We start from the raw sequence: 22,928 nt of genomic DNA, 5'->3' as shown, positions 1-22,928 counted from the left end.
CTGTGCGGTGAGGGGGGCGGTGCACAGGGCCGTCTTCCCGATCGTATTGCCGGTAAAACAGCGGAATACGGCAAATGCACCAGCCGCTTTCTCGGGCGGGGCGACTTCTCGCGAGAGGCCGCGTCCGACGAACCGTCAGACCGGGTGGTTACGGCAGAGGGTTCTTCTCCTTAACCAAGGGGTTACGCAAGCAACCTTCTGGATGTCCAACCCGTCATGCACGGCATGAAGATCTCATTTCTTATACACAACGCGTATGGGATAGGAGGGACGATAACCACCACGTTCAACTTGGCCCGCGCGCTGGCTGATCGGCACGAAGTGGAGATCATCTCGGCTCTCCGGCACCGGGAGCGGCCGAACCTCAACCTCGATCCGCGCGTACGCCTGCGGCCCCTGGTGGATCTGCGGCACGAGAAGAGCGATCCGCGGCATCTGACACCGGCGAAGATCTTCCCCTCGTCCGAGTACCGCTACCGGCAGTACAGCGCGCTCACCGACGAGCGCATCGGCGAGGCGCTGGCGTCGCTCGACGCCGATGTCGTCGTGGGCACCCGGCCGGGACTCAACGTGCACCTCGCCCTCCAGGCCCCCGCCCGCACGGTGCGCGTCGGCCAGGAGCACCTCACGCTGAACAACCACCCGCCGCGCCTGCGCAACGCGCTGCGCCGGGTCTATCCGCGTCTGGACGCGATCACCCCCGTCACGGAGGCCGACGCCGCCGCCTACCGGCGCAAGATGCGGCTGCCGGGCGTCCGGGTGCAGGCGCTGCCCAACAGCGTCCCGGCCCCCACCCTTCCCCCGGCGGACGGCAGTGAGCGCGTCGTGATCGCCGCCGGCCGGCTGGTGCCGGTGAAACGGTTCGACCTCCTGATCGAGGCGTTCGCGGCGGTTGCCGCCGAGCGGCCCGACTGGCAGCTGCGCATCTATGGCAAGGGCGAGGAGCAGGAGCCGCTGCGCGCGCTCATCGACCGGCTCGGCCTGCACAACAACGTCTTCCTGATGGGCGCCGTGACCCCGATGGAAGCCGAGTGGGTCAAGGCTTCGATCGGAGCCGCCACCTCCAACTTCGAGCCGTTCGGCATGACCATCGTCGAGGCGATGCGCTGCGGACTGCCCGTCGTGAGCACCGACTGCGAGTACGGCCCCGGCGAGATCATCGCCCCCGGCGAGGACGGCCGCCTGGTCCCGGTCGGCGACCGGGACGCCCTGGCCGGCGCCCTGCTCGATCTCGTACGCGACGACGAACTGCGCCGCCGGATGGGCCGTGCCGCGCTGCACAACTCCCGGCGCTACGCCCCCGGCCCCGTGGTGGCCCAGGCCGAGCAACTGTTCGAGGAGCTGGTGGCGGCCCGGAGCACCGGCGGGCCGACGGCGCGCGCGACGGACCACGCCCTGGTGAGCGGCGGTTACGCGGCCAAGGACACCGCGCTCGTCGCGGCCAGCAGCGTTCTGAGGACCGTACGGAAGGCACGGGGATGAGCGGCGACAACAGCGGATACACACCGGTGACGAACCCATCGGTCACGAACGGGCCGGCCACGAACGGGCCGGTGGAGAAGCCCCGCGCGGACGCGACCGTGGACGAGGAAGGGCGGTTCGTCGTACGCGTACGACTGCCGCTGCCCGACACCGCGCACCCCCGGCTGCTGCTCCAACTGCGCCCGAAGAAGGGGCAGTCGGAGGAGCTCGGCCGCGTCGTCGCGCTGGAGTCCGACGGGAAGGGCGAATGGCGGGGCGTCCTCGGGACGGCACCAGCCCTGGCGGAGGGCCGCTGGGACGCGTACCTCCTGGCGGCGCCCGGCGACGAGCGCGTACCGCTGCTGCCCGGTCTGCGCGATCTGCGCGCGCTGGTGTCCGGCGGCGGCGACGGCCGGACGACGCCGCTGGCGGTCCGGATCCCGTACGCCACCAAGGACGGCCGTCTCGCCGTACGCGCCTGGCTGCGCGCCTCGCACGCGGAGGCCGGCCGGATCGTCTTCGCGGGCCGCTCGATGACCGTGCGGGCGCGGCTGTTCGGGCCCCGGCTGGGGGAGGGCGCGGCGGCGCTGTTGCAGCGACGGGGCCGGGCCACCGCCGTACGGCAGATCGCGCTCCGGGCCGAGGGGGGCCAGGACTTCTCGTTCACCGTGGACTACCAGGAACTCCTGGCGGACGGCGGAGAGCCCGGAGCCGGGGCGGCGCCGGTGATCTGGGACGTGTACGTCCGCCCGGCGACGGGCGCGTCCCGGATCCGGGTGGCCCGGCTGCTGGACGACGTCGCGGACCGCAAGGCGGTCTTCGTCTACCCGGCCGCCGCCCTCGGCGGGGTGACGGCGCGTCCGTACTACACGGTCGACAACGACCTCTCCGTGGAGATCGCCCCGCCGCCCGCCCGGTGAACGCCGTCGCGCGGAGCGGGCCCCGTCTTCGAAGTCCAGCCCGGACCACGGCACTTGGCCCGCGGCGCCACTTCGAAGACAGGGCCCAGGAGTTGACGCCCCGTCAGGGCTACGTCAGCCCGCTGCCCGCAGCGCCGTCGACACCAGGGTCTTCGCCTCTTCCTGGACCTCGGTCAGATGCTCCGGGCCCCGGAAGCTCTCCGCGTACACCTTGTACACGTCCTCGGTGCCCGACGGCCGCGCGGCGAACCAGGCGCTGTCCGTGCACACCTTCAGGCCGCCGATCGCCGCGCCGTTGCCGGGCGCCTCGGTGAGGACCGCGGTGATCGGCTCGCCCGCCAGGGAGTCGGCGGTGACCTGGTCGGCGGACAGCTTCGCGAGGACCGCCTTCTCCTGCCGGGTCGCGGGGGCGTCCACACGGGCGTAGGCCGGGTCGCCGAAGCGGTCGGTGAGCGCCGCGTAGTGCTGGGACGGGGTGGAGCCCGTGACGGCGGTGATCTCGGAGGCCAGCAGCGCGAGCAGGATGCCGTCCTTGTCGGTGGTCCACACCCGTCCGTCGCGGCGCAGGAACGAGGCGCCGGCGCTTTCCTCGCCGCCGAAGCCCAGGCTGCCGTCGTACAGACCGTCGACGAACCACTTGAATCCCACCGGCACCTCCACGAGCGTGCGCCCGAGGTCGGCGGCGACCCGGTCGATCATCGAGGAGGAGACCAGCGTCTTGCCGATCCCGGTGCCGGCCGGCCAGCCCTCGCGGTGGGCGTAGAGGTACTGGATGGCCACGGCCAGATAGTGGTTGGGGTTCATCAGACCGCCGTCCGGCGTGACGATGCCGTGCCGGTCGGCGTCGGCGTCGTTGCCGGTCGCGATGGTGTACGTGTCGCGCTGCGCGATCAGCGAGGCCATCGCGTACGGCGACGAGCAGTCCATCCGGATCTTGCCGTCCCAGTCCAGCGTCATGAACCGCCAGGTCGGGTCGGCGAGCGGGTTCACCACCGTGAGGTCGAGCCGGTGCCGTTCGGCGATCCGGCCCCAGTATCCGACCGAGGCGCCGCCGAGCGGGTCCGCGCCGATCCGGATCCCGGCGTCGCGCACCGCGTCCAGATTCAGGACGGACGGCAGGTCGTCCACGTACCGGGTCAGGAAGTCGTGCCGCCCCGTGGTGTCGGCGGCCAGCGCCCGCGTGTACGGAATCCGGCGGACCTCCTTGAGGCCCGCCTCGATCAGGGCGTTGGCGCGGTCCTGGATCCAGGAGGTGGCGTCCGATCCGGCGGGGCCGCCGTTGGGCGGGTTGTACTTGAACCCGCCGTCGGCCGGCGGGTTGTGCGACGGCGTGACCACGATGCCGTCGGCGAGGCCGGTGGCGCGGTCCTGGTTGTACGTCAGGATCGCGTGCGAGACGGCCGGGGTGGGTGTGTAGCCGTCGTCCGAGTCGATCAGGACGGTGGCACCGTTGGCGGCCAGCACCTCCAGCGCGGTGACCCGGGCCGGCTCGGACAGGGCGTGCGTGTCGACGCCCAGGAACACCGGCCCGTCGGTGCCCTGGCGGGTCCGGTAGTCGCAGATGGCCTGGGTGGTGGCGGCGATGTGGTCCTCGTTGAACGCCGCCACGAGGGCGGAGCCGCGGTGCCCCGACGTACCGAAGGTGACCCGCTGCGCGGGCTCGGCCGGATCCGGGTGCAGCGCGTAATAGGCCGTCACCAGCCGCGCCACGTCCACCAGATCTCCGGGCTGCGCCTGCTGCCCGGCCCTGTCGTGCACCATCGGCGAACTCCAATCGTGTCGGTCGGCCGCCGCCCGGGGCGTCGAGCCCGAGGTCCTGGCGCTACGTAACCCTATGAGGTGAGGCCGCGCCAGTGGGCGCCGCGGTCCCCGCGCGCGGCCAGTGCTCCAACAGGACATGGAGCGCCTCGACGGTCCGCTCCCAGGAAGCCCGGACGTCGCGGTCGGCCGCGAATCCGCCGTTGGCCTCCAGCGTGCTGAAGCCGTGGAAGGTGCTGCGCAGCAGCCGTACGGCGTCGGTCAGGTCCGGCTCCGTCAGGCCGTACGCCCGCAGCATCCCGTACGTCAGCTCGATGGTGCGCACGTACGACGGGGGAGTGGCGGCGATCGCCGGGTCGACGCGGGTCTGTGTGGCCGCGTACAGACCGGGGCGCTCCAGCGCGAACGCCCGGTACGCGTCGGCGAACGCGACGAGCGCGTCCTTGCCGGCCCGGCCCGCCACCGCGGTGGCGACGCGCTCGGCGAACTCGTCGACCGCCAGCAGCGCGATCCTGGTCCGCAGGTCCGCCGCGTTCCTGAGGTGGGCGTAGAGGCTGGCGTCCTTGACGTCGAAGCGCCGGGCGAGCGCGGCCACCGTGACGTTCTCCAGGCCCACCTCGTCCGCGAGGACGCCCGCCGCCTCGGTCAGCCGGTCGACCGTCAGTCGTTCGCGCGCCATGGGCGCCACCTCCTGTGCTCGGCCGGTGCTCTGCGTGGTGCGACGCGGTTCGGCGTGTTCGGTGTGGTGCGACGAGGGTCCATCCCAGCACACCCGGTCACCTAGGGGAAATAATTGTTTGCCTAATATGATTAGGCACTGTTAGCTTCGGAATCATGAAAGTCGTGACCGAGAAGGACATCCGTACGTCGTTCGTCAATTGCTCCAAGGGAGAGGCGGCGCGACTTCCGCTGCCCCGCGACCTCGTCGAGCGCCCCTGGGAAGACCTGGACTTCCTGGGCTGGCTCGACCTCTCGGCGCCCGACCGCGGCTATCTCGTCACCGAAAGGGACGGCGCGCTCATCGGTGTGACGCTGCGTTATCCGTCACGACGACGCGGGTTTCTGCACCGCAGCATGTGCTCCCTCTGTCTGACCACCCACCCCGGCAGCGGGGTGTCGCTGATGACCGCGCGCAAGAGCGGCAAGGCGGGCCGCGACGGGAACTCGATCGGGCTGTACATGTGCTCCGACCTCGCCTGCTCCCTCTACGTACGCGGAAAGAAGACCGCGGCGCCCGGGGGACGTATGGAGGAGAGCCTGACCATGGAGCAGCAGATCGAGCGCACGCGGGCGAACCTCTTCGGCTTCCTCGACCAGCTCACCGTCTGACGCGCGGGCCGGTCGCCCAGACGGCCGAACGGCCAGGTCGCGCCGGGTCGGCCGCCCTACGATTGCCGGGAGAGCAGCCCTCTTCCACGGAGCAGGTGCGCGCATGACGAAACTCGGCCTCCCGGACAGCGTCCAGGTCTGCCTGTTCGACCTCGACGGTGTCATCACCAGGACGGCCGTCGTGCACGCGGCGGCCTGGAAGGAGACGTTCGACGAATTCCTTCGGGAGCGCGGGGGCGGCGGCGACGAATTCCGCCCGTTCGACGCCGTCGCCGACTACAACCAGTTCGTCGACGGGCTTCCCCGGGCCGACGGCGTGCGGGCGTTCCTCGCCTCGCGCGGGATCAAGATCCCCGAAGGCTCGCCGGACGACCCGCCCGACCGGGCCACCGTCCAGGGCCTCGGCACCCGCAAGAACGACCTGCTGCTGAAGAGGATCAGGGCCGGCGGTGTCGAGGCGTACGAGGGTTCGCTCCGCTACATCCGGGCCGTCCGGGCGAGTGGACTGCGTACCGCCGTCGTCTCCTCCAGCACCAACTGCCGCGACATCCTCCGGGCCGTCGACGCCGAGGCCCTCTTCGACACCCGCGTCGACGGCGTCGTGGCGGCGGAGCGCGGACTGCCGGGCAAGCCCGACCCCGCACCCTTCCTCGCGGCGGCGGACGACCTGGGCGTCGAGGCTTCGGCCGCCGCCGTGTTCGAGGACGCGCTCGCGGGCATGGAGGCGGGCCGCGCCGGACACTTCGGGTACGTCGTCGGCGTCGACCGGGTCGGCCAGGCCGACGCGCTGCGGGCCCACGGCGCGGACACCGTCGTCACGGACCTGGCAGACCTCGCCGATCCCGGCGAACTCGCCCGCCCCGCCGACCGCGCCGGCCGTGCCGACCCTTCCGACCAGGAGCCGCAGGCATGATCACCGACTCGATGTACGCCGTGGAGCCCTGGTCGCTGCGGGAGACGGAACTCAACCTCGACGTCCTGCCGCAGAGCGAATCGGTCTTCGCGCTCTCCAACGGCCACGTCGGCTGGCGCGGCAACCTCGACGAGGGCGAACCGCACGGCCTGCCGGGCTCGTACCTCAACGGCGTCCACGAACTGCACCCCCTGCCGTACGCCGAGGCCGGCTACGGCTACCCGGAGTCCGGCCAGACCGTCATCAACGTCACCAACGGCAAGATCATCCGGCTGCTGGTCGACGACGAGCCGTTCGACCTGCGCTACGGGCAGCTGCGCTCCCACGAGCGCGTGCTCGACCTGCGCGCCGGCGTGCTGCGCCGCACCTGCGAGTGGACCTCACCGGCCGGCAGCACCGTACGGGTGCGCTCCACCCGGCTCGTGTCCTTCACCCAGCGAGCCATCGCCGCCGTCTCCTACGAGGTCGAGGCGGTCGACTCCGAGGTGCGCATCGTGATCCAGTCGGAGCTGGTGGCCAACGAGCAACTGCCCGACGCCGCGACCGACCCCCGCGCCGCCGTCGCGCTGGAGGCGCCGCTCCAGGCGGAGGAGACCTTCGCGTCGGGAAACCGGCTGCGGCTGGTGCACTCCACACGCCGCAGCTGTCTGCGCGTCGGCGCGGCGGCGGACCACGTCGTGTCCGGACCCGAGCCGACCACGACGGAGTGCGAGTCCGACGACGACATCGCGCGGCTGACCGTCACCTCCGTCCTGGCGCCCGGCAAGAGCCTGCGGCTCGACAAGCTCGTGGCGTACGGATGGTCGAGCACCCGGTCGCTGCCCGCGGTCGGCGACCAGGTGGACGCCGCTCTGGCCGGCGCGGCGAGCGTCGGCTGGAAGGGGCTCGCCGAGGAACAGCGCGCGTATCTCGACGACTTCTGGAGATGCGCCGACGTGGAGGTGGAGGGGGACGAAGAGATCCAGCAGGCCGTACGCTTCGCCCTCTTCCATGTCCTGCAGGCCGGCGCCCGCGCCGAGCAACGAGGCATCGCCGCAAAGGGGTTGACCGGGTCCGGCTACGACGGACACGCCTTCTGGGACACCGAGGCGTTCGTCCTGCCGCTGCTCACCTACACCTCGTCCGACGCGGTGTCCCAGGCGCTGCGCTGGCGCCAGAGCACCCTGCCGGCCGCGCGTGAGCGGGCCGAGCAACTCGGGCTGCGCGGGGCGGCGTTCCCCTGGCGGACCATCGAGGGCTCGGAATGCTCGGCCTACTGGCCGGCCGGCGCCGCCGCCTTCCATGTGAACGCCGGTATCGCCGACGCCGTGGTGGGCTATCTGTCCGCCACCGAGGACGAGGAGTTCGAGCGCGACTGCGCCGTGGAACTGCTGGTGGAGACCGCGCGGTTGTGGCGGTCCCTCGGTCACCACGACCACCACGGCGCCTTCCACATCGACGGCGTCACCGGCCCCGACGAGTACAGCGCCGTCGTGGACGACAACACGTACACGAATCTGATGGCCCGGACGAATCTGCTGGCGGCGGCCGACATCGTGGAGCGCCACCCCGACCGGGCGGCCCAGCTCGGCGTCGACGACGAGGAGAGCGCCACCTGGCGGGACGCCGCCGACGCCATGCACATCCCCTACAACGACGAGTTGCGGGTGCACGAGCAGGACAACGGGTTCACCGGGCACCAGCAGTGGGACTTCGAGGGCACCCGGCCCGACCAGTACCCGCTCCTGCTCCACTTCCCGTACTTCGACATCTACCGCAAGCAGGTCGTCAAACAGGCGGACCTGGTCCTGGCGATGTTCAAGTGCGGCTCGTACTTCGACGCCGACCACAAGGCGCGCAACTTCGCCTACTACGAAGCCATCACCGTCCGGGACTCCTCGCTGTCGGCCTGCTGCCAGGCGGTCATCGCGGTGGAGACGGGACACCTGCGTCTCGCCTACGACTATCTGACCGAGGCGGCGCAGATGGACCTGGAGGACCTGGAGCACAACACGCGCGACGGCCTGCACATCGCCTCGCTCGCGGGCACCTGGACGGCTCTGGTGGCCGGCTTCGGCGGCATGCGGCACCACGGGGACCGGCTGGACTTCTCGCCCCGGCTGCCCGAACAGATCAGCCGGCTCGCCTTCACGGTGCAGTTCCGGGGCCGCCATCTGCGGGTCGAGATCACCCCGACGACCGCCACGTACACCCTCCCCACCGGTGACCCGCTGAAGATCCACCACTACGGCGACCTCGTCACCGTCCACGGCGGCGTCACCGAGGCCCGCGCCATCCCGGCCGTCATCGCCCCGCCGACCCCGGACTACCCGCCGGGGCGCCGGCCCAACGCGGCCGGGCACCGCCACTGACGTGACACAGCGGGGCGAGCGGGCCCGGCGGGGCGGCGGCGGTCCTGTCCGGCCCCGTCGGCCCCGTGCGATTCAGCCCGTGAAGTCCGGCGCGTAGACCCACTTCGTGGTCTCCGCGATCAGCGTCACGTCCGTGGAGAGCACCCCCGTGATCGATCTGATCGACGCGATCAGGTCGATCAGGTGCGCGTCGTCCCGCGCCATCACCTCCACCATGAGGTCGTACGCGCCCATGCCCGTCACCACGTAGTACGCCTCGTCCAGCTTCGACACGCTCGCGGCGACGCTCCGCGTCCGTGAGTCGCACCGGATGCCCACCATCGCCGAGCGGTGGAGGCCGTGCGTGCCCGGGTGGGTCATGGTGCCCACCGCGACGATCCGCTCCGCGATCAGCCGGTTGAGCCGCTGGCGCGTCGCCGCGTGCGACAGGCCCACCGTCCGGGCCAGTTCGGCGACCGGCGTGCGCCCGTCCGCCTGGAGGATGCGGACCAGGGTCCGGTCTGTCTCGTCCAGGTCCGCGGGTCGCAGGCCGCTGAATTGTCCGTGTCGCACGGTGCTCCTCGGGTCCTCTGGGGCGGGTCCTCCGGGAGGTCTCGACACCCCGACTTCGTCGCGCGGACCCACCACTTTCATCAGGAGATTACTCGACAGGACTCATTGACACCATATTGATCGTGCACCTAGCTTCTAGCCATCACTTTGACGGTAGAGGTGCTCCATGACAACGAAAATACAAGCTCTCCATGCGTCCACACTGATCGACGGGACGGGTGCCGATCCGATCGGCGACGCCGTTCTCGTCATCACCGACGGTGTCATCACCGCCGTCGGCACCGAGACCGACGTACAGGTGCCGGGCACGGCGGAACACGTGGATCTCCACGACGCGACCCTGATCCCGGGCCTCATCGACTGCCACACCCATCTCGGCGGCACACAGAGTTCCGACTTCACCCAGTGGGTCATCGAGGACGACCTCCAGCAGGCCGTCGAGTCGACCGTCCAGATGCGCGAGCTGATGGTCCACGGCGTCACCACCATCCGGGACATCTCCCGCAACGGACTGCGCCTCAAGCGCGCCGTCAACGCCGGGCGGCTGCCCGGACCCCGGATCGTGGCCTGCGGCCCCGGCATCTCCCGTACCGGCGGCCACGGCGACGCGCACAACCTGCACTGCGACCTGGTCCAGCGCAGCCACCCCTGGGCCCTGCTCGCCGACGGTCCCGAGGAGATCCGCAAGACCGTCCGACTGCTGAACCGCATGGGCTCGGACGCCGTGAAGATCTGGGCCACCGGCGGCGGCATGTGGGACAAGGAGCTGGAGACCGACCAGCACTTCGACCTCGACGAGCTTCGCGCGGTCGTACGGGAGGCGCGTATGGTCGGCGCCCCCGTCCTCGCGCACGCCGAGTCCCTCGCCGCCACCAAGGACTGTCTGCGGGCCGGGGTCGCCACACTGGAACACGGCGAGGAGCTGGACGAGGAGTGCATCGGGATGATGCGCGACCAGGGCGTCGTCCACGTACCGACGCTTCAGCTGTTCCTCGGCCCGTGGTTCGACCACTACCCGCCGCCGCCGCGTGAGGGCCTGGAGAACTACCGGGGCGAGACGATGGTCGAGAAGGAGAAGAACCGCGTGGCCGACAACTTCAACGCCTCCCGCACGGCGGGTGTGCGCATCGCCGTGGGCAGCGACAGTTTCTCCAGCGAGACCGTTCCCTTCGGGGTCTCGACGCTCACCGAGGTCAGGACGATGATCGAGACGGGCATGCCGCCCATGGACGCCCTCGTCGCCGCCACCCTCAACGGTGCCCGCGCGCTGCGGGTCGACGGCGTCACGGGCTCACTGACCGTCGGCAAGAGCGCGGACGTCCTCGCGCTCGGGCTGAACCCGCTCGACACCCCGAAGGCGTACGGCCGGGAGCACATCGTCCGCGTCCAGCGCGGCACCCAGGTCTGGGTCGACCGGGCGGACGGCGGAACAGAGCTGCCGGACAGGGAGGACCGTCATGGCGAAGTCGTCTGACACGCGCGCCGAGGGCCAGGGCACGGGCCAGGGCACGGGCACGGGCAACGGCCCCGGCGCCGAGCCGCGGCCGGTCCGTCTCGCCAACGCCGGGCTGACCACCAAGGACCTCGTCTTCTTCGTCGTCGCGGCCGCCGCGCCCCTCACGGTCATGGCCGGTGTGGTGCCGCTCGCGATCCGCACGGGCGGCGAGTCGGCCGCGTACGGCTACATCGTGCCCGGCGCGATCCTGCTGCTCTTCGCCGCCGGGTTCACCGCGATGAGCCCGATGATCAAGAACGCGGGCGCCTTCTACTCGTACATCGCCCGAGGTCTCGGCCGCCCGCTCGGCATCGGCTCCGCGCTGGTCGCGCTCGTCGCCTACAACGCGATGGCCGTCTGTCTGCTCGCCGGCTTCGCGTACTACACGGCGAACACCTTCTCCTCCCTGTTCGGCCTGGACGTCCCCTGGCAGCTCATCGCGGTGGTCGGCACGGCGGCGGTCGCGTTCCTCGGCTACTCCAAGGTCACCCTCGGCGCCCGCGTGCTGGGCATCGCGCTCGGGCTCGAACTCCTCGTCCTCGTCATCTACGAGGTGTTCGTGCTGGTGAAGGGCGGCGCGAGCGGCCCGACCGTGAGCGTCTTCGCACCGAGCCTGGTCACCCACGACGGCTTCGGGGCGCTGCTGGTGCTGACGGCCGGCGGCTTCATCGGCTTCGAGGCGACGGCGCTGTACGCGGAGGAGGTCCGCGACCCGGCGCGTACGATCCCGCGCGCCACCTACATCGCCATCGGCTTCCTCGCGGTCTTCTACACCTTCTCGGTGTGGTGCGTCTTCGTCGCGTACGGCTCCGACGGGGCGGTCGCGTTCGCCGGCGGTGACGACGTGGCGAACATGACCTTCGCCTCGATCACCCACTATGTCGGCGCCTGGGCCTCCGACTTCGGTCAGATCCTGCTCTGTACGAGCGCCTTCGCCGCCGCCCTCGCCTTCCACAACGCGGCCTCCCGCTACTTCTTCGCGCTCGGCCGGCAGCGTGTCCTGCCGGCCGCGTTCGGCCGGATCCACCGGCGGTCCGGCGCACCGGTCGGCGGCACGGTCGCGCAGACCGTCGTCAACGCCCTGGTCCTCGGCCTGGCGATGATCCTCGGCGCCGACCCGTACCTCGTGGTCTTCCTCTGGTCGGCCGCGCCCGGCGTGCTCGGCATCCTCGCGCTCGAAGCGCTCACCGCGCTCGCGGTGGTCTGCTTCTTCGCGAAGAACCTCCGAGGTCACTCGCCCTGGCGCGTACTGGTGGCCCCCGCCGTCGCCGCCGTCGGCCTGGTGGTGCTCGTGTGGCTCTCGGTCTCCCAGCTCGACCTCCTCACCGCCGCCGGCTCCGCCGTCAACTGGTCCCTGCTGCTGCCGCTTCCGGTGCTCTTCCTGGTGGGGGTGGCGATGGCGCTGCGTATCCGCCGACGGGACCCGGTGCTCTACGAGTCGCTCGGCACGGAGGATGTCGAGGGCTGATGTACAGGCTTCCGACGCGCCTGGTTCATTGCCGCTGATCCCCAACTCCGGGCAGACTCTGCGTGTTCAGTGGCCGCCACGCGCACGACATGGTCAACATGCGTGCCGTGGACGGCCCGGCCCAGCCCGCCCCCACAGCGGGTTCGACCAGGAGGACGCAGTTGAAGAAGAGTTGGCCCTCGGCCAAGCGAACAGGCTCGCCGCGACGGCTCGCGAGGATCTCGCTCACGAGTCTCGTCGGAGCCGTAGCACTGGTGATAGCCTCCCCGGCCATCGCCCACGCCGATCCCCCAAGGGCGCTCCCCGGCAACGCCAACGGGCAGGAGCAGTCGTTCCAGCCCGCCTACGACTACGACCGTGACGGCTGCTACGCCAGCCCCGCCATCGGCCCCGACGGCACCATAGCCCCGGGGCTGGGCATGGGCGGTGACGTCAACGGCAACTGCCGTGACCTGTCCGACCTGGAGAACACCAACAGCTACTCGCGCGAGAAGTGCAACAACGGGTGGTGCGCGATCATGTACGCGTCCTACTTCGAGAAGGACCAGGTGTCACTCGGCGGCGGCAGCGCCGGGCACCGCCACGACTGGGAGCACATCGTGGTGTGGGTGAAGGACAACAACGTCGAGTACGTGTCGACCTCCGCCCACGGCGGGTTCCAGATCCACAACCGGTCCCAGATCCAGTTCGACGGCAACCACGCCAAGGTCGTCTACCACAAGGACGGCGGCAGCACGCACGCCTTCCGTTCCGCGAGCACGGGTGACGAGCCGCCGGAGAACCACAAGGGAACGTGGCAGTATCCGACGCTCGTCGGCTGGGAGGGCTACCCCGCCGGTCTGCGCGACAAGCTGAGCGGTGCCGACTTCGGCAGCGCGACGCTCGGTATCAAGGACAGCACGTTCAACTCGCACCTCTCCAAGGCCAAGCCGGGCGGCATCCCGTTCGACCCGAACGCCTGACAGGTGGTCGCGGGGCGGCGTCTCTCGGGGCGCCGCCCCGTTCGCATGTCCGGACGGCCCGCGCGCGACGATCCCGTTCCGCTGCCGGAGGAGCCTGTCGGCGGGGTGTACTGACGGGGCGTATCGGTGGGCCCAAGTTCCGCTATTGGTACGGACCTTGACGCGGTTCGTTGGTGTCCCTACGGTGGCCAATCAGCTCCAGTGTTCACAAGCTCGTCCCCTGTTCGCATATGAGACCCCACACTCCCGCAGGAAGGCGCTTGCGATGCGTGCTCGAAGGCTGCTCCCCACCCTCCTCGCCGTGGCCACGACGGCCGGCGTGCTGTCCATGACCGTCACCCCGGCCCACGCGGCGGTCATCAACGTGAAGACCGCCGCCGAACTGAAGTCGGCGCTCACCACCGTCCGCCCCGGCGACACGATCCAGCTCGCCGACGGCAACTACACCGGAAACTTCAAGGCGCTGGTCGCCGCCACCGCCAACTCCCGCATCACGCTCACCGGTTCGGAGAAGGCTGTCCTCAACGCGGGTGGCGGGTACGTACTGCACCTCAACGGCGCCTCGTACTGGACCGTCAAGGGCATCACCCTCACCGGCGCCCAGAAGGGGATCATGGCCGACACGGCCGACGGCGTGGTCATCGACTCCGTCGTCGTGCACAACCTGGACATGGAGGGCATCCACTTCCGGAAGACCAGCCGCGACGGAGTCGTCAAGAACTCGCGGATCTACGACACCGGCAACGACGGCCGGGGCATGGGCGAGGGCGTCTACGTCGGTTCGGCCGGCGGCACCTCCGACAAGAGCGACAACGCGCAGATCCTCAACAACACCATCGGTCCCGATGTCGGCGGCGAAGCCATCGACATCAAGGAGGGCACCACCGGCGCGAAGATCATCGGCAACACCTTCGACGGCCGGGGGCTGACCGGCGCCAACTTCGACGACTCCTGGGTCGATGTGAAGGGCAACAACACCCTCGTCGAGAACAACACCGGGAAGAACACCACCAACAACGGCTTCGAGACCCACACCCAGCAGTCGGGCTGGGGCTGCGGCACGGTCTTCCGCGGCAACAAGTCGGACCTGAACGGCGCCACCGGCGACAAGCAGCTCGCCATCAACGTCACGGCAGACACAGCCAGTTGCCGCACCACCGTGCACTCCAACAACACCGTCACAGGTGGCCGCGGTCTGACGAACATCGCCATCACCCCCTGACCGGTGGTGGCCGATCCATCCTCGACCGCCGGACGGGACGCCCGCGCGTCCCATCCGGCGGTCGAGTCCGTCGAGCAGGCGCCGTGCGCTCAACCCGCCGCGGCGCCGAACCACGTGGGCAGCCGGTCGACCAGATCCGCCTGGTCGTCGCCGACCCACGCCACATGGCCGTCCGGCCGCAACAGCACGGCGGGCACGTCCAGTTCCTCGCTGACGTCCACGACGTGGTCGACCCGGTCGGCCCAGCCCGCCACCGAGAGCCGGCCGGTCTGGTCGAGGAGCAGGCCGCGGCCGCCGTGCGTCAGCTCGTACAGGCGCCCCCGCTTCAGCGTCACGTCCCGCAGCCGCCGGCCGAGCAGGTCGTGCCCGTCGCCGAAGTCGTAGCGGACCCTGATCGCGATGATCTTCTCGATCAGATACCGGCTCACCTCCTCGAAGTCCATCAGTTCCGACACGAGCCGGCGCACGGACCGAGGACCCGGCTCGGTGGACATCAGCTCCATCTGCGCGCGGGTGTTGTTCAGTACGTCGGCGGCCACCGGGTGCCGTTCGGCGGCGTAACTGTCGAGCAGCCCCTCCGGCGCCCAGCCACTCACCTCGGCGGCCAGCTTCCAGCCGAGGTTGAACGCGTCCTGGATACCGAGGTTGAGGCCCTGCCCGCCCGTCGGCGGATGGATGTGCGCCGCGTCGCCCGCCAGCAGCACCCGGCCGGACCGGTAGCGCTCGGCCTGCCGGGTGGCGTCGCCGAAGCGGGACAGCCAGCGGGGCGAGTGCACCCCGAAGTCGGTACCGGCGGTCGCCCGCATCTGCTGCTTGAACTCCTCGAAGGCCGGCGGGACCGAGCGGTCCTCGGCCACCGTCGCGGCGGGCACGACGACGCGGTACACCCCGTCCCCGAGGGGCATGGCGCCGAACCTCACCTGGGTCTTGTGGACTTCGGCCATCACGGCGGTCATCGTCTCCTGCGACTCGGCCACCGCCATCTCGCCCAGCAGCGTGTCGACCCTGCTGGGCTCACCGGGGAAGCCGATGCCGAGCAGTTTGCGCACCGTGCTGCGGCCGCCGTCGCAGCCGACCAGGTAGCGCGAACGCAGCCGCGCGCCGTCGGCCAGCTCGACGCCCACCCCTTCGTCGTCCTGACTCAGCCCGACCAGTTCGTGGCCGCGCCGGATCTCGACGCCCAGCTCGGTGGCGTGCTCGTTCAGCAGCCGCTCGGTGACCGGCTGCGGGATGCTCAGGACGTACGGATGCGAGGTGTCCAGCCGGACCGGCGCCGGCTTGCGGATGCCGGCGAAGAACCCACCGAGCGGGTACTGCCGGCCCAGCGCGAGGAACCGGTCCAGCAGCCCACGCTGGTCCATCACTTCGATGCTGCGCGCGTGCAGCCCGAGCGCGCGGACCACCCTGGTCGGCTCCGCCTCCTTCTCCAGTACGAGCGTCCGCACCCCGTGCAGCCGCAACTCGGCGGCCAGCATCAAGCCGGTCGGTCCACCGCCGGCCACGATCACGTCAAACACAAAGAACCCCCACGTATCGCCAATGGCATGCAGAAGCACACAGAAACCGTGAATCGAAGATTTCGGTACGTTCCGGTGCCTCGGCCGGCAATTCTGCGGCACGACGGGGGTCTTGCCGCAAGCCCCCGGGTGCGCTATATGTTGAGAGTGGCAAGGAGCGGGTGCGCTCCTTGCCTTTCGTGTTTCCCGGCGGGACTTTGAAGACAGGTCCTAGCCCCCCGGCACCCCGCCCGGTGGCTCCTCGCACAGGTCGTCCAGTACGAACGCCCCCGCCCTCCTCTGCAGCATCCGCTCCGCCTCCAGCTGGCCCAGCAGATCGTCGAGCGCCACGGCGTCCTGCGGTTTCTCCAGGAATTGCAGTACGGCCCGCTGGAAGGCACCCCGCAGCGTCGACGGCATGGCGTCGGACGCGTCGAAGCAGATCTGATCCGCGTTGTTGAACATGTGCAGCACGGCCGCCGAGGCCCCGGTCGGGGCGGACGTCCGCGTCGTGCCCGTTATGCCCGCAGCGCCGGACGGGAAGTACGGCCGTTCACCCGGATCCGCCGCTTCGACCCAGTCGGCCTGGGCCCGCGGCGAGGTGAGTTCCAGCAGCAGCTCCCAGGCCGCGTCGCTCGGCTTGAACACCGCGGCCATGTCGCCCGAGACCTCGAACACGTTCCGGTCCGCCGGCAGACCCGCGACGAAGTCGGACGTCGGGGCGGGCGTCACGTCGGGACCGTAGTGGCGGCGGATGAACGAACCCTGGTGCTCGCGGGTGCAGTCCTTCCCGTTCAGCAGCCCGTACCTGTTCGCGCCCAGACTCTCGAAGTGCCTGGTCAGCGAGGTGAGACCGTTCGCCCTGTCGTCGGTGGCGAGCACGGCGGCCCACTCCTGCCAGGCTTCCTTCACGGGACCCCTGTCCCACGCCTGGTTTCCGGTGGCCCACTTCTCGTACACCTCGTACCCGTGCCGTTGCAGCAGCAGATCCTCGATCCAGTCCGTGCCCGGCCACCCGGAGGTCGCGCCCGAGGCCATGCCCAGGCACCACACCGCCTCCTCGGCACCGGCCTGATCCTCGCCCGCCTTGCTCCAGACGATGGACTTGAGGTCCACCCGCACAGGGACCCAGTACGCGTGCACATCCGTGTCCCCGTCGTTGTCCGTGACCGGGAAACGCGGCGCCCACGGACCGAACGCCTCGCTCTCCACGTCCGGCGGCAACGGCTCCGCGTCCCCGTCGAGCGCGTACTCGGCCAGTTCGCCGGTGCCGTTGAGGATCGCCACATCGGGCGGGGCGTCCGTCCGCAGCTGCGCGACCAGCGTCTCGCGCAACGAACGCGTGCCCTCGTAGACGTATTGCCGGCCCGTCCGCTCGCCTATCCTCGCGAGCGTCGCCTTGAACGGCTTCTCCTCGCCGTCCGTCCACGGACCGAGGACCACCAGCGTCGGCTTCTCCTCGGCCGCGCACCCGGCCGACACGACGGCCGCCCCCGCGAGCAGGACCCCGGCCAGCACGGAGCGGAAGAGTCCGTACGGAGCCCTCACGACGTCCTCCAGAGGATCTGCAAGTGCCTGCGGCCGTAGTGGAAGAGCGTGAAGCCGGACGCCACCGCGCCCACCGCGCCGACCGCCAGGGCGACTTCGGCGGCCAGCGCCCACCTGCCCGGATGCGTACCGCGCAGATCGACGGCCAGGCGCTCGTCCACATCCTCGATCGTCGGATCGGCCTTCACCGTCGCGCTCACCGCGGTCAGCTCGGCGCCCGCCCGCCGCACGTCCTCCTGCGCGCGGTGCTGACCCACGGCGCCGAGCACCAGCACGCCGAGGACCAGCAGCACCGGCAGCGCGCACAGCGCCAGCACCACGCTGAGCACATGCAGCTGGGCGTGGATGAAGTCCAACGCGCCGACGACGACGAACACGAAGACCAGCACGGCCAGCAGGGCGCCCGCCGCCGTCACGGCGGACAGCGCGCTCCAGCCCGAAAGCTCCGACGCGTCCTTGTTCAACTCGTCCTCAAGGGCCGCGATGCGGTCGAGCACGGCCATGGGCTCGTCGGGCGTGCCGACGTCGTGCAGCAGACTTCCCGCGTAGTCCAGCCCCGCCGTGCGCAGTGCCTCGCTCTCGTGGTGGCTGTCGGCCCAGCCGATCCAGTCGTCGTAGGCCACCACCAGCCCGGACACCACACGGACCTCCTGCTCCTGGTCGGTGCGCAGGGCCTCGGTCTGTGCCGCGTTGTTGAGGCTCTGCGACGCCTCGGTCAGCAGGGACGGATACCTCTCGCCGAGCCCGACGAGATCGGTCTGGAGCAGCGGATCCCTGCCGTTCTCGCCGAGCCGCCGGGTGGCCTCGTTGTGCGCGAGGGCCAACGACGTTCTGGCATGGGCCAGTTCGACCATGGCGGGGGCGTACCGCTCCCGTAGTTGCCGCGTACGGTCGTGGAGGTCGAGATACGCCGTCCCGGCGAGCGCCAGGACGGACAGGGCGAGCGCCGGCAGCAGCAGCATGCGGCTGAACAGGAACGGGGCGGTGTGCCGTCGCCTGTTCGTCCGGGGCCTGCGCCCGGAGGACCGGTCCCACAACGGCCGCCCCACCGAACGCCACACGGCGCGCCCCGCCGACCGCACCGCCGTCCGGGGGGACCGGCGCGACGGGGGCACGGTGACGCGGGGGTGGCCCATCACCGCTCCCCGGCGCCGGCGTCCGCCGCCGACGGGCCCGTCGCCCGGCCGCGCAGCAGGCCCGGTCGCCAGCCGCGCAACCGGCCCTGGCGCTGCTCGCCCCTGCTGTGGCCGAACGCGTACGGGCGGGTGCGGTAGGCGTTGTCGAGCAGGGCCCTCTCCAGCGTGGTGTGCTCACGCCGGGCGGTACGCGGCACCTGCTCGGAGAGCCGCTCGTAACCGGCACCCAGCTGCTTGCGCAGGGTGTGCTCCGTGTCGGGGATCGCGATCTCCTGGTCCAGCGCCTCGCGGAGCGCGCGCAGCGGATCCGGCACCGGGGGAGCGGTGACCAGCCGGAGCAACAGCTCCAACAGATCGGTGCGCAGCCGGTCCTGGGCCTGACGGTCCGTCAGTCCTTCGTATCTGGTGAGCCGGTGCAGCGCCTCGCACGCCTTCCTGGCGGCGTCCACGGTCGGCGGCTCACCGTCGGCCGGCAGGTCCGCGTGGATCCGCGCCATGCCCGTGCGGGCGGCGGTGCGGTGCCGCGAGTCGGCGGGGACGGCGTCGAGCCGGTCGAGGGCGAGCTGGGTGTCGCCGTCGGCCAGATGGATACGGGCGAGGCCGAAGGCGGCGCTGCCGAGCGCGTGGTTGCGCTTCCACACCGCGCTGTAGAAGACCATCGCGTCCTGCGGGTGGCCGAGGACCTCGTGGCAGTAGCCGAGGGCGAGCTTGGGCGCGTACTCACCGGGAATCGCCGCGTAGACCTGGTCGAAGGACCGCAGCGCCGACTCCGCGTCGTTTCCGGCGAGATGAAGCAGACCCTGGTGCCAGCGCAGACGCCAGTCGTACTCCGCCAGGGTGCCGACGGCGACCTCGGCCAGCTCCAACTCGGCCGTGGCCGACGCCAGATGCCTCGCCGCGTCGGCCGGCTGGTAGCGGCCCACCTCCAGATGGAGGCGGCAGCGCAGGAGCGCCAGCTCGGGGGAGGGCCCCCAGCCGGCGCTGAGCTGGAGCAGACCGGCCGGATCGTCGTACGACGTGCGCTGCAACTCCTTCCAGTTCAGGTCGTGCTCGCTCACTTTGGGTACGGGCAGGCCCACGGCCACCTCGGCCGGTGCCGGCGGCCGTATGGTCAGCGGACGCTTGTCGGTGCCGCCGTGCCGCCACTGTTCGAGCGGCGGCGCCTTGCCGAGTTCACCGTCGAGCGCGGCGGGCGCGGCCGAGAACAGCAGTGACGGCTGGAACGTCTCCTCGTCGCGCCGCAGCGAGCGCAACTCGCGCAGCACGCCCCGGAGCTGGTCGGACATCTCCTGGGCGTCGGCGAACCGGTCCTCGGGGCGCCGGGCCAGTGCCCGGTCCAGGACACGCCGGAGCGAGGTCGTACCGAGGTCGACCGGGGGCGCGGGAACCCGGTCGAGCAGTTCCTGGAGGACGGCCCCGACCGCGTACAGATCGGCCGCGACCGTCACCTTGGTGGAGCTGCCGATCTCGGGGGCCGGAAAGGTGACCGGGCCCGCGTGGCCGATCTGGCGGACGCCCGCGACATCGATGAGTTTGATGCCGTTGCCGCAGTGGATGACATTGGTCAGGGACAGGTCGCCGTAGACGAACTCCTCGTCCTTGTGGAGATATCCGAGCGCGTCCAGGATCTCCAGCCCGTAGACGGCGATGAACTCGTGGACGCGGTATCCGTCGAACGGCGCCGCGTTCTTCTCGATCTGTTCGGCGACCCACTTCAGGGGAGCCCCGTCGGCGAACTCCATCACGATGAACCGGGCGTTGTTCGCCGGGTGTTCGGGCTGCTCGGGGTGGCCGGGATGCGGTGCGTAGTTGAACACCTTGATGATCGAGGGGTGGTTGAGGCCGACCAGCCGGAGCAGTTCGAGCCGGGAGATCTGACGGTCGGTCTGGTCGGCGGGATCCCGTACGCCCTTGAGGGCCACCGCGCGGTCCTCCAGCATCTGGTCCCGGGCCAGATACACCTGACCGTAGGTGCCCTCGCCGAGCAGTCCGACGACCTTGTACTGCTGGTGCAGTACCTGGCCGCCCACGAGACCGGACTCCGGCTCCGTCGGTTCCTCCGGCTCGGGCTCCACGAACGCGTCGGGATCCTTGACCCTGATGTGCGGCAGATCGGTGAGCTTGTCACCGGGCGGGAGCACGACGTACTCGCCCGGTGAATTCGGCCGGTCGAGGTGCTGTACGGCGGAACCCGTCCGCTGGACCGCCTCCTCGACGGCGACGTCGAGCAGGAACAACTCGTACGCGAGAGCGGCACTCTTCTGCGGGATCTCGCCGTCGGTGCGTAACTCGGCCAGTCGCGAGGCCAGTTGACGGTGGCGCGGCGGGGGCGCCTCGGTCCCGTCCCGGTCACCCGAGTGCGCGTACAGCCTGCGGAACCTCTTCTCCAGCGCGGCGAGCACGGCGAGTCGCGCTCCCACGGCCGTGGTGCGGCGCTCGGCCCACGCGTCGTCGAGCAGCGTGTCCACGACGCGTTCGAGAAGGGGTGACCGAGGGTCCCGGAAGACCAGCAGCAACCGGGTCAGCTTGCTCGCCCGCAAGGCCCTGAGCAGCGGCAGTGCCGCCTCGCCGGTCGGAGCGGCCTTGTCGACCGAGAGGAAGGCGGCGGAGATCGGCGGACTGTCGCCGGCGATCCGTGCCAGTACGCGGTCGTGCTCGGCCGGTCCCCCGCGCTCGTGCGGTCCGGGGGCTCCGGAGGGACCCACCAGGCCGATGCGCTCGGCGGTGAACGCGATCAGCTCTCCGGCCGTCTGATCCTTCGCGTCCACGGCCAGGTCGATCGAACCGACGGGCGGCTCCCCGGCGTTGCGCGGGCCCGCCCGGCGCGGATTGCGCTCGCGGTCGGCGAGATTGAGCGTGGCGTGGATCGCCGAGATGTCGTCGTGACGGCCCTCGCGGGCGAAGACCAGCTCCACCGGCTCCGTGGCCGCGCGCCTGCCGGACACCGAGGCGGCCCCGGACACCGGATTCGAGACCGGGGCGTGGGCCGCCGTGCCCGTTTCCGGAGCCGCGTCGACGAGCCAGTTGGTCACCTTGCGGCGAAGTCCGAGCGCGTGGTGCGAGTCGCTCCTGGGGGGATCGCGCGGGATGGTGCGCGACAGGGCGCTGCGGCCTGTCACCTTCACCTCGTCCCGCTGATCGGCCGGCAGGGACCGCAGGACGGACAGATGTCCCACGATCGTGTCGGTCGGGATCATGTAGGTGTGGCTGACATGGCCTCGGACGTTCTCGAACTGGTACGCCATGATGCCGATGACCGCGCCCGAGCGGGTGTGGACCACGCCGCTGCCGCTGAAGCCGCGGCGCGGTGCGAACGACCCGAGGTCCCGGTCGAGTTGGATCCACTCGGGATCACGCCCGGGGCCGCCCCAGCTTCTGAGCCGGGCGTTGACGTCCTGGCCGCCGGGCAGCTCGGTCGTGTAGCCGACGGAGTGCACCAACTCGTCGCGCGCCGGGATCTGGAGGTGCAGTACGGCGGGCTCCACCGGTGGCGCGGCGGCCAGCCGCAGCAGGGCGATGTCGCCGCTGAACTGAGCGGTCAGTGGCCTGAGATGGTCGGCCAGTACCTCGGCGCGCAGCCGCACGGGCGGATGCGCGCGGGTGCCGGGGAACTCCGCGTACAACGGCTCGACGGGCCGCGGCGGCTCGTCGCCCCGGCCGGCTCCCCGCGAACCGTCCTTCCGGCCCCCGGACTTGGCGAGCACCACATGGGCACAGGTGAGCACCAGTCCACCCGGCAGCAGCACTCCCGCGCCCAGCGGTGGGTCGCCGCTGTCCTCCCCCTTGACCAGCCGGACCCGCCAGGACGCGTCCCGCGTTGTGGAGTTGGAAGTGCCATCGGGCTCCCTCATACTGCTCAACAATAGCCACGGGGGGTGACAACCGACCCTCGTTGCGTAACGAGAGGTTGGGGATGGGCGCGGGTGACGGACGTGGTGGACGTGGTGGGCCCGACGGTACGGAGACGGCCGGTCTCGCCGAGGTGATCGGCCGGATTCGCGAGGAGCTGGAAGCGGCGCAGCACGACGGCAGCCGGAGCCGGCTCCAGTTCCGGGTGGAGCGGGTGAACGTCGAATTCTCCGTGCAGGTACGGCGGGAGGGCACCGGCAAGGGAGGTCTGAACATCGGCGTCGTCACCGCCGAGGTGGGCGGGACGGCGGCGCGCGAGAACCTGCACCGCATCGAGATCGAGCTGATGCCGCACGACAGGGACGAGCCCCCGGAGGGGCGGGGCTTCAGCATCGGCGGCGAGGAGTAGCACGCCGGACCTGCCTGCGGGGCTTGCGGTGCCCGGCGCGCCGGACGGGCGTCGAGCCC

General features: G+C 70.8%; 17 protein-coding genes. 10 read left to right on the top strand and 7 right to left on the bottom strand.

What is annotated here, in order from left to right:
- Positions 1-225 precede the first annotated feature (225 nt).
- The gene (locus ACFUN8_RS29925) at positions 226-1,482 is read left to right on the top strand and encodes a glycosyltransferase family 4 protein (protein ID WP_383644276.1); all 1,257 of its coding nucleotides are present in this window, start codon (positions 226-228) and stop codon (positions 1,480-1,482) included.
- Positions 1,479-2,381, top strand: coding sequence for a hypothetical protein (locus ACFUN8_RS29920; protein WP_383644273.1), 903 nt, complete (start codon positions 1,479-1,481; stop codon positions 2,379-2,381). Before ACFUN8_RS29925 ends, ACFUN8_RS29920 begins: the two co-directional genes overlap by 4 nt.
- A gap of 114 nt (positions 2,382-2,495) precedes the next feature.
- Here the strand turns inward: ACFUN8_RS29920 and pgm are convergent, their stop codons facing one another.
- Positions 2,496-4,142, bottom strand: coding sequence for a phosphoglucomutase (alpha-D-glucose-1,6-bisphosphate-dependent) (pgm, locus tag ACFUN8_RS29915; RefSeq protein WP_383644270.1), 1,647 nt, complete (start codon positions 4,140-4,142; stop codon positions 2,496-2,498).
- A gap of 61 nt (positions 4,143-4,203) precedes the next feature.
- Complete coding sequence (locus tag ACFUN8_RS29910; RefSeq protein WP_383644267.1) at positions 4,204-4,818, bottom strand: TetR/AcrR family transcriptional regulator; 615 nt, start codon at positions 4,816-4,818, stop codon at positions 4,204-4,206.
- A gap of 155 nt (positions 4,819-4,973) precedes the next feature.
- Between ACFUN8_RS29910 and ACFUN8_RS29905 the strand changes: the two genes are divergently transcribed.
- The 3 genes from ACFUN8_RS29905 (at position 4,974) to ACFUN8_RS29895 (ending at position 8,732) form a co-directional block, all read left to right on the top strand.
- On the top strand, positions 4,974-5,468 hold the full coding sequence (locus ACFUN8_RS29905; protein WP_383644264.1) for an FBP domain-containing protein: 495 nt from the start codon (positions 4,974-4,976) through the stop codon (positions 5,466-5,468).
- Positions 5,469-5,571: 103 nt separating this feature from the next.
- Positions 5,572-6,381 (top strand): HAD family hydrolase, encoded by an 810-nt coding sequence (locus ACFUN8_RS29900; RefSeq protein WP_383644261.1) that lies wholly within the window; start codon positions 5,572-5,574, stop codon positions 6,379-6,381.
- The gene (locus ACFUN8_RS29895) at positions 6,378-8,732 is read left to right on the top strand and encodes a glycoside hydrolase family 65 protein (protein WP_383644258.1); all 2,355 of its coding nucleotides are present in this window, start codon (positions 6,378-6,380) and stop codon (positions 8,730-8,732) included. The genes ACFUN8_RS29900 and ACFUN8_RS29895 overlap by 4 nt, the downstream gene beginning before the upstream one ends.
- 72 nt (positions 8,733-8,804) lie before the next feature.
- Here ACFUN8_RS29895 and ACFUN8_RS29890 read toward each other — a convergent pair whose 3' ends face one another.
- Positions 8,805-9,284, bottom strand: coding sequence for an Lrp/AsnC family transcriptional regulator (locus ACFUN8_RS29890; RefSeq protein WP_382559297.1), 480 nt, complete (start codon positions 9,282-9,284; stop codon positions 8,805-8,807).
- A 166-nt stretch (positions 9,285-9,450) separates the two neighbouring features.
- Between ACFUN8_RS29890 and ACFUN8_RS29885 the strand changes: the two genes are divergently transcribed.
- From ACFUN8_RS29885 to ACFUN8_RS29870, 4 genes are all read left to right on the top strand, one after another.
- Positions 9,451-10,758: an amidohydrolase family protein gene (locus ACFUN8_RS29885; RefSeq protein WP_383644254.1), complete on the top strand. Its 1,308-nt coding sequence runs from the start codon at positions 9,451-9,453 to the stop codon at positions 10,756-10,758.
- On the top strand, positions 10,742-12,247 hold the full coding sequence (locus tag ACFUN8_RS29880) for an APC family permease (RefSeq protein ID WP_383644250.1): 1,506 nt from the start codon (positions 10,742-10,744) through the stop codon (positions 12,245-12,247). The genes ACFUN8_RS29885 and ACFUN8_RS29880 overlap by 17 nt, the downstream gene beginning before the upstream one ends.
- 161 nt (positions 12,248-12,408) lie before the next feature.
- Complete coding sequence (locus ACFUN8_RS29875; RefSeq protein ID WP_383644247.1) at positions 12,409-13,209, top strand: NPP1 family protein; 801 nt, start codon at positions 12,409-12,411, stop codon at positions 13,207-13,209.
- A 265-nt stretch (positions 13,210-13,474) separates the two neighbouring features.
- Entirely contained in the window at positions 13,475-14,431 is a 957-nt protein-coding gene (locus ACFUN8_RS29870) for a right-handed parallel beta-helix repeat-containing protein (RefSeq protein WP_383644244.1), read from the top strand.
- An 89-nt stretch (positions 14,432-14,520) separates the two neighbouring features.
- On the opposite strand, the gene rox is transcribed toward ACFUN8_RS29870, so the two are convergent.
- The 4 genes from rox to ACFUN8_RS29850 all read right to left on the bottom strand — a co-directional run bounded on the left by rox (position 14,521) and on the right by ACFUN8_RS29850 (position 22,462).
- Positions 14,521-15,948, bottom strand: coding sequence for a rifampin monooxygenase (gene rox, locus ACFUN8_RS29865; protein ID WP_383644241.1), 1,428 nt, complete (start codon positions 15,946-15,948; stop codon positions 14,521-14,523).
- 210 nt (positions 15,949-16,158) lie between these two features.
- Positions 16,159-17,475, bottom strand: coding sequence for a hypothetical protein (locus ACFUN8_RS29860; protein WP_383644238.1), 1,317 nt, complete (start codon positions 17,473-17,475; stop codon positions 16,159-16,161).
- The gene (locus ACFUN8_RS29855; protein WP_383644235.1) at positions 17,472-18,611 is read right to left on the bottom strand and encodes a hypothetical protein; all 1,140 of its coding nucleotides are present in this window, start codon (positions 18,609-18,611) and stop codon (positions 17,472-17,474) included. The genes ACFUN8_RS29860 and ACFUN8_RS29855 overlap by 4 nt, the downstream gene beginning before the upstream one ends.
- Positions 18,611-22,462, bottom strand: a complete 3,852-nt coding sequence (locus ACFUN8_RS29850) for a tetratricopeptide repeat protein (protein ID WP_383644232.1) — start codon at positions 22,460-22,462, stop codon at positions 18,611-18,613. The genes ACFUN8_RS29855 and ACFUN8_RS29850 overlap by 1 nt, the downstream gene beginning before the upstream one ends.
- A gap of 62 nt (positions 22,463-22,524) precedes the next feature.
- Here ACFUN8_RS29850 and ACFUN8_RS29845 point away from each other — a divergent pair, with 62 nt between their 5' ends.
- The gene (locus ACFUN8_RS29845) at positions 22,525-22,869 is read left to right on the top strand and encodes a trypco2 family protein (protein ID WP_383644229.1); all 345 of its coding nucleotides are present in this window, start codon (positions 22,525-22,527) and stop codon (positions 22,867-22,869) included.
- Positions 22,870-22,928: the final 59 nt, after the last annotated feature.

This window comes from Streptomyces sp. NPDC057307 (assembly GCF_042667665.1).
Taxonomy (GTDB): domain Bacteria; phylum Actinomycetota; class Actinomycetes; order Streptomycetales; family Streptomycetaceae; genus Streptomyces.
Note: the sequence above shows the minus strand (reverse complement) of the source record. Positions and strands in the feature narration are given on the sequence as shown.